Here is a 5,779-nt window from a genome sequence, read left to right as displayed (position 1 = left end):
GGGGACGGCGGGACGCGCGCGTCCCCGCCGCCGCAGCAGGAGAATGACCATGAACCATATCGGCATCGGTCAGAAGCTCATCTCGAAGGTCGAGGACGTGACGCCGGTCGTGCTGCGGGCCATGGCGGGCGGATCCGACAGGCGGCTGCGGGACCTCGTGACCTCGCTCGTCTCCCATCTCCATCAGTTCGTCATCGAGACGAAGCCGACGGAGGCGGAGTTCGAATACGGCCTGCGCTGGATCGCGGCGCTCGGCCATCACACGAACGACTTCAACAACGAGGTCGTGCTCGCCGCCGACGTGCTCGGCATCTCGACGCTGATCGATCTCATCAACAATGACGGCATGCAGGGCGAGACCATGTCGGCGCTGCTCGGGCCGTTCTATCGCGGCGAGTCGCCGCTCTGTGCCTCCGGCGACTGCATCGCCCGCTCGGCAACGCCGGGTCCGGCGCTCCATTTCTCCGGCCGCGTGGTCGACGTCGATGGCACGCCGATCGAGGGTGCCGCGCTCGACGTCTGGCAGGCCTCGCCCGTCGGTCTCTACGAGAACCAGGACGAGACGCAGGAGGACTTCAACCTGCGCGGCCGCTTCCGGACGGACGCCGAGGGCCGGTTCCATTTCGTCTCGGTCAAGCCGGCCGGCTATCCGGTGCCGACCGACGGACCGGTCGGCGACCTGCTGCGCGCCCAGAAGCGCATGCCGATGCGCCCGGCCCACATCCATTTCATCGTCTCGGCGCCGGGCCACAAGACGCTGATCACGCAGATCTTCGCCGACAGCCACGAGGCGCTGGTCGGTGATGTCGTGTTCGGCGCCAAGCAGCAGATCGTCGGCGACTTCGTGCGCCACGACGCGACGGACCCTGCCTATCCCGGCGCCGAGCCGCCCTTCTACACCTGCCACTACGAGTTCAGGCTGGTCGAGGGCGTCTCCAGCATGCCGGTGCCGCCGATCTCCGGAAAGAAGGGCTGAGCCGTGACGGACCGCAGGAAACCCCTTGCCGGCAAGGTGGCGGTGATCGTCGGCGGGTCCGGCGGCATCGGCCGCGAGACCTGTGCCGAGATGGCCGCGGCCGGCGCGCGCGTCGTCGTCGGCTACCGCAACGGGCGGGAACGGGCAGAACAGATCGCGGCGGGGCTGGACGGCGGCGGCCATGTCGCGCTGCCGGTCGCCATCGAGGATACGCCGAGCATCGAGACCTTCCGCGACGGCGTGCTGGCATCGGCCGGCCGCGCCGACATCCTCGTCAACACCGCGGGCATCACGAAGCCGGTGGCGCATGCCGATCTCGACGCCCTGACCGACGAGCTGATCGACCAGATCTTCGTCAACAACTGGCGCGGCGTCTTCGCCACCATCCGTGCCTTCGCCCCGGCGCTGAAGGCGACCGGCGACGGGCTGATCGTCAACGTCTCCTCGATCGCCGCCTTCACCGGCATCGGCTCGAACATCGCCTATTGCGGCGCCAAGGCGGGGCTCGACATCATGGCGAACTCGCTCGGCCGGGCGCTCGCGCCGGAGATCCGCGTGCTCTCCGTCTCGCCCGGCGCCGTCGACACGCAGTTCGTTCCGGGGCGCGGCAAGGAATTCAACGACAAGGTGGCCGCGACGACGCCGCTGAGGCGCATCACCAGCCCGTCCGACGTGGCGCGCGCCATCCTCGCCTGCGCCACGCATCTCACATTCTCGACCGGCGAGCGCATCGTCGTCGACGGCGGAAGGCATCTCTGAATGCAGCAGAACGTCATCATAACCTGTGCGGTCACCGGCAACCTGACGACCCGGGAGAACCATCCCGGCCTGCCCGTCACGCCGGAGGAGATCGCCGATGCCTGCCTGGAGGCGGCCGACGCCGGCGCGGCGATCGCCCATATCCACGTGCGCGACCCGGAGACCGCCACGCCTTCGATGGAGCTGAAATACTACCGCGCGGTGATGGAGCGCATCCGCGCCAGGAACGACGCGCTGATCCTCAACGTCACGACCGGCCCCGGCGGCCGCTATCACCCGAGCGACGAGAACCCGGCCGTTGCCGGACCGCGCACCACGCTGATGCGGCCGGAGAAGCGCGTCGAGCATATTCTCGCGCTGAAGCCTGAGATCGCGACGCTCGACCTCAACACCATGACCTTCGGCAACGAGGTGGTGATCAACACGCCGGCCAACGTCAAGGTCATGGCGGACCTCATCTACGAGGCCGGTTCGAAGCCGGAGCTCGAGGTCTTCGACACCGGTCACATCCAGCTCGCCCACGACATGCTGAAGGCCGGAACGCTGAAGGCGCCGACCCTCTACAACATCGTCACCGGCGTGAAATACGGCTTCCCGGCGACGACCGAGGTGATGGCGCTCGCCGCCCGCCTGCTGCCGCGCGACTGCGTGTGGACCGGCTTTGGCGTCGGCCGCATGTCCTTCCCGATGGCCGTGCAGTCCTACCTGCTCGGCGGCCATGTCCGCGTCGGGCTGGAGGACAACTCCTACCTGTCGAAGGGTGTGCTGGCAAAGGGCAACGGCGAACTGGTGGACCGGGCCCGCGACCTCGTCGAGAAGCTCGGTGCCCGGATCGCCAGCCCGGCGCAGGCCCGCGAGATGCTCGGGCTTGCGGCATGAACGACGACGGAATTCCTGAAGGAGGATCGGAGATGAACATCCAGGTGGACGCCAAAATGGGCAAGGCGCTGCGGGTCTCGCAGAAGTCACCCGATCTCGACAACCTCCTGATCGACGTGGTCGACGTTGCGGTGCCGCGGCCCGGCCCGGGCCAGGTTCTGGTGGAGATCGTCGCGGCGGGGGTCAATCCGAGCGACGTCAAGGCGTCGCTCGGCCACATGCCGCATGCGATCTGGCCGCGCATTCCGGGCCGCGACTTCGGCGGTATCGTGCGGGAGGGGCCGTCGCACATGATCGGCTGGGAGATCTGGGGCGGCGGCGGCGAACTCGGCATCAGCCAGGACGGCAGCCACGGCAAGTGGATGGTGCTCGACCAGAAGGCCGTGCGCCGGAAGCCGAAGAATTTCTCCATGGAGGAAGCGGGCTCGATCGGTGTTCCGTTCATCACGGCTTACGAAGGCCTGCGGGAAGCCGGCGGCGTGCAGCCGACCGACGTGGTGCTGGTCTGCGGCGGCAACGGCAAGGTCGGCCAGGCCGTCATCCAGCTCGCCACCATGGCCGGCGCCAAGGTGTTTGCGGTGGAATACAACGGCCAGCCGCTCATGGGCCATGCCAATGCGCCCGTCGAGATGCTCGACAGCGGCACGCAGGACGTGGCGGCGATCGTGCGCGAGAAGACCGACGGCCATGGCGCCGACATCGTCTTCAACACGGTGGGCAGCCCCTATTTCGAGCTCGCCAATGCGGCGATGGCGAAGCAGGCGCGGCAGATCTTCATCTCGACCTTCGACCGCGCCGTGCCCTTCGACATCTTCAACTTCTTCCGCGGCCGGCACAAATATATCGGCATCGACACGCTGGCGCTTTCCTCCGTCGACGGGGCGCGCATCTTCGACAAGCTGAAGCCGAAATTCGAAGACGGTCTGTTGAAGCCGTTCCCGATCAACCCGGCGACCTGCTACCGGCTGCAGGACGCGGCCAGGGCCTATGCGACCGTCCTGCGCGGCACGCCGGACCGCGTGCTCCTGAAGCCCTGAGGCGCGGGCATGCAGGTGACGCGCTACAGCGAGGCGAAGCCCTACGAGGCGCCGGAGCACTACGGCATGGCGTGCCTGCGCCTGCAGGGCAAGGAGGCGACCGAGACCGACACGATCTGGATCGGCCTGTCGCATCTCCTGCCCGGCGGCCACACGTCGCTGAAGGACGCTGCGGTGGAGAAGCTCTATGTCGTCGTCGCCGGCGAGGTGACGGTCGAGACGCCGACCGGGAGCGTGACGCTCGGCTATCTCGACAGCTGCCGCCTCGCGCCCGGCGAGGCGCGGGCGCTCGTCAACCGCTCCAACCGGCCGGCATCGATCCTGCTCGCCATGCCGACCTGGAGCATTTCCGAGACGGGAGCTTCCCGATGAGCGAACCGGAAAACAGGCTGCTGAGCGTCGTCGCCCACTGGCTGCCGCGCATCGAAGTGGCGGGCATTCCTTCGGCGACCGCCCGTGCCGTCATCGACAGGGCCGGCAGATGGGAAAACTGGCTCGCCGCCTGGAGCGAGGAGGGCGAGCGGCACGCGGCGATGGCCGAGGAAGCGCTCGGCGCCGGTCACCGGCTGACGGCCGGCGAGGCCTTCGCCCGTGCCAGCCTGTTCTTCCATTTCGGCCAGTTCATGGCCTTCGACGACCTCGACGCGAAGGAGCGGGCGGCAAAACGCAAGGTCGACCTCTTCCGGCGCGCGGCGCCGCTGCTGGATCCTCCGGCCCGGCGCATCGACGTGCCCTTCGAAGGCCGGCTGCTGCACGGCTGCCTGCGCCTGCCGGGCGCTGCGGGCCGTCATCCGCTGGCGCTGATCGTCCCGGGCTCGGATTCCACCAAGGAGGAGTTTCCCGCCTTCGAACGGCATTTCCTGTCACGCGGCATCGCGACGCTGTCGCTCGACGGGCCGGGGCAGGGCGAGGGCCGTGCCTTCGGCGGACTCCGGCCGGACATCGCCGATGCGGTCGGTGCGGCGATCGAGGCGCTGCGCGGCCACGCCGGTCTCGACGGCCGGGTGGCGCTCGTCGGCATGGCCTTCGGAGGCCACCTGGCGCTGCGCGCCGCCGGTTCGATCGGCGGCCTCGCCGGCGTCGTCTCGATCAACGGCTTCTTCGACCTCGGCGCCTTCTGGCCGGCATTGCCGCAGGTCTACCGCGACAACATGCGCTTCGCGCTGGCGGTCGACGACGTCGAGGCGCGCGCCCGCGCCTTCACGCTCGCCGGCGCGTCCGGCCCGACGGCGCCGGCCCTCATCCTGCACGGCGCGAAGGACAGGATCTTTCCGCCGGAGGAGGCGGCCGCCTGCGCCGCCTTCTGCGCCGGCGGCGCGGATGCCGAGGTCTTCGCCGACGGCAACCACGTCTGCAACAACATCCCGTGGCTCTACCGGCCGCTCGTCGCCGACTGGCTGAGCGACCGCTTCGCGGCCGCCGCCGAAAGGCGCGCCTCGTGAGCGCCGACGTCCGACTGACGGTGAACGGCGACCCCGTGGTGCTGCCGGTCGACGGCGGACCGCTGCTCTTTGTGCTGCGCAACCGCCTCGGCCTCAAGGCGACCCGCTTCGGCTGCGGATTGGAGCAGTGCGGCGCCTGCGTCGTGTGGATCGACGGGGAGGCGCGCTTCTCCTGCACGCTGCCGCCGGAGGCGCTCGACGGTGCCCATGTCGTCACGGCGGAGGGGCTGTCCGCCGATCCGGTCGGACGCGCCCTCCTCGAGGCCTTCGAGGCGGAGCAGGCCGGCCAGTGCGGCTATTGCCTCACCGGCATCCTGATGAGCGCCTTCACTCTGCTCAGGAAGGACCCGCGGCCCGGCCGTCCGGCGATCGTTGCGGCCCTCGACCGGCATCTCTGTCGCTGCGGCGCCCATGGCGGCATCCTCAGGGCGGTGGAGCGCGCCGCGGCGCGCCTTGCCGGGAGGGATGCATGACCGCGCCCGTCCTGCCGAAAAGCCTCATGGACAATCCCGGAATCGGCCGCTGGATCTCCTTCGAACCGCCGGGCACCGTCGTCGTGCGGTCCGGCAAGGTGGAACTCGGGCAGGGTATCCTGACGGCGCTGGCGCAGATCGTCGCAGGCGAACTCGGCGTTTCGCTCGCCAGCATCGCGACGCGCGACGCCGATACCGACCTTTCCCCCGACG

General features: G+C 69.3%; 8 protein-coding genes. All 8 read left to right on the top strand.

What is annotated here, in order from left to right:
- Positions 1-49 precede the first annotated feature (49 nt).
- Positions 50-976 carry a dioxygenase family protein gene (locus LXM94_RS25085; RefSeq protein ID WP_235774518.1) on the top strand — a complete coding sequence of 309 codons (927 nt, stop codon included), beginning with the start codon at positions 50-52 and terminating at the stop codon, positions 974-976.
- 3 nt (positions 977-979) lie between these two features.
- Entirely contained in the window at positions 980-1,735 is a 756-nt protein-coding gene (locus tag LXM94_RS25080; protein ID WP_235774516.1) for an SDR family NAD(P)-dependent oxidoreductase, read from the top strand.
- Positions 1,736-2,614, top strand: coding sequence for a BKACE family enzyme (locus LXM94_RS25075; protein ID WP_235774514.1), 879 nt, complete (start codon positions 1,736-1,738; stop codon positions 2,612-2,614). It begins immediately after the preceding gene.
- A 32-nt stretch (positions 2,615-2,646) separates the two neighbouring features.
- The gene (locus LXM94_RS25070; RefSeq protein WP_235774512.1) at positions 2,647-3,651 is read left to right on the top strand and encodes a quinone oxidoreductase family protein; all 1,005 of its coding nucleotides are present in this window, start codon (positions 2,647-2,649) and stop codon (positions 3,649-3,651) included.
- 9 nt (positions 3,652-3,660) lie between these two features.
- Complete coding sequence (locus tag LXM94_RS25065; RefSeq protein WP_235774511.1) at positions 3,661-4,023, top strand: cupin domain-containing protein; 363 nt, start codon at positions 3,661-3,663, stop codon at positions 4,021-4,023.
- Positions 4,020-5,093: an alpha/beta hydrolase family protein gene (locus LXM94_RS25060; RefSeq protein ID WP_235774509.1), complete on the top strand. Its 1,074-nt coding sequence runs from the start codon at positions 4,020-4,022 to the stop codon at positions 5,091-5,093. The genes LXM94_RS25065 and LXM94_RS25060 overlap by 4 nt, the downstream gene beginning before the upstream one ends.
- A complete protein-coding gene (locus LXM94_RS25055) occupies positions 5,090-5,566 on the top strand; it encodes a (2Fe-2S)-binding protein (protein ID WP_235774507.1) in 477 nt (158 codons plus the stop codon). The genes LXM94_RS25060 and LXM94_RS25055 overlap by 4 nt, the downstream gene beginning before the upstream one ends.
- On the top strand, positions 5,563-5,779 hold a 217-nt coding region (locus LXM94_RS25050; protein WP_235774505.1), incomplete at its 3' end, for a molybdopterin cofactor-binding domain-containing protein. The genes LXM94_RS25055 and LXM94_RS25050, both read left to right, overlap by 4 nt.

It is taken from the genome of Rhizobium alarense (genome assembly GCF_021555155.1).
Classification (GTDB): domain Bacteria; phylum Pseudomonadota; class Alphaproteobacteria; order Rhizobiales; family Rhizobiaceae; genus Rhizobium_D; species Rhizobium_D alarense.
This window is presented reverse-complemented; position numbering and strand designations above follow the sequence as displayed.

Excerpts from the sequence above, each read along its gene's own strand:
- LXM94_RS25085 (WP_235774518.1), top strand. The coding sequence starts at position 50 with ATGAACCATATCGGCATCGGTCAGAAGCTCATCTCGAAGGTCGAGGAC.
- LXM94_RS25075 (WP_235774514.1), top strand. The coding sequence starts at position 1,736 with ATGCAGCAGAACGTCATCATAACCTGTGCGGTCACCGGCAACCTGACG.
- LXM94_RS25070 (WP_235774512.1), top strand. The coding sequence starts at position 2,647 with ATGAACATCCAGGTGGACGCCAAAATGGGCAAGGCGCTGCGGGTCTCG.
- LXM94_RS25065 (WP_235774511.1), top strand. The coding sequence starts at position 3,661 with ATGCAGGTGACGCGCTACAGCGAGGCGAAGCCCTACGAGGCGCCGGAG.
- LXM94_RS25060 (WP_235774509.1), top strand. The coding sequence starts at position 4,020 with ATGAGCGAACCGGAAAACAGGCTGCTGAGCGTCGTCGCCCACTGGCTG.